At 39.9% G+C, this 825-nt stretch carries 1 pseudogene; it reads right to left on the bottom strand.

Annotation, left to right across the window (positions count from 1 at the left end):
* Positions 1-825: pseudogene (locus AAV90_RS05945) on the bottom strand (hypothetical protein); the annotation flags it as partial.

Below are 825 nucleotides of genomic sequence, written 5' to 3'. Positions count from 1 at the left end.
ACAGCTTTGATAGTTGTATTTTGTTGTCATGTCTTTTTGGTCGACACTTATTAGTGAGGCGTTGTTTGTTAGGCTGGGTGTTTTGTCGCCGGATTTTGTTACCATTAAATAGACGGTCATGAATGCTTGTCCGCCTTTAGGCAAGTAGTCGATGTACCAGGTTATAATGTTTCCTGTTCGTTCTGTTCTTCCGACTCCTTCACTAGTATGACCTATGTATTCGAATCCATCACCTATTGTGTATCGGATCACTATATTTGTTGCATCGTCGTATAGTGCGGAGTTTCTTACATCAACTATGAATACTGGAGTTCCACCCACGTTGTATTTTTCAAGGTATTTTCCTTCTGAAGGGAGGTAATACCAAGGATATTGTAACACATGAATATCACATTTAATGTCAGTGTAATTGAGTGTAACTGTTTGTGCGTTGTTGGAAGGGTTCCAGTCGTATTGTGCGGGGGTTCCCGTTCGTGTTGCTGTGTTTTTAATTGTTCCAGTAGTGTTGATTTCGGCTATTATTATTAGTATTTTGGTTTGGTCGTTTGTGTTGAAGTTGCCTATGTCCCAGATTCCGGTGTTCTTGTTGTATGATGTTGTGTTTTCTGTCCAGGTGATTCCTCCGTCTGTTGAGATGAGGTTTTTTGTGTATATTAATCCGTTAGGTAATTGGTCTAGTATTTGTAGTCCTGTTGCATTGTCTGGGCCGTTGTTTTTGACTGTTATGGTATATTTAATGTATTGTTTTCCTTGTTCCGTGTAATTTTCTTGTGTTTGTGTGACATCGATATCGGCTGCGGGTGGTGTAGTTATTGACACGCTTTG

Source organism: Syntrophomonas zehnderi OL-4, from assembly GCF_000983115.1.
Lineage (GTDB): Bacteria > Bacillota > Syntrophomonadia > Syntrophomonadales > Syntrophomonadaceae > Syntrophomonas_B > Syntrophomonas_B zehnderi.
The sequence above is the reverse complement of the archived record's forward strand: the minus strand, read 5'-3'. Positions and strand labels throughout refer to the sequence as shown.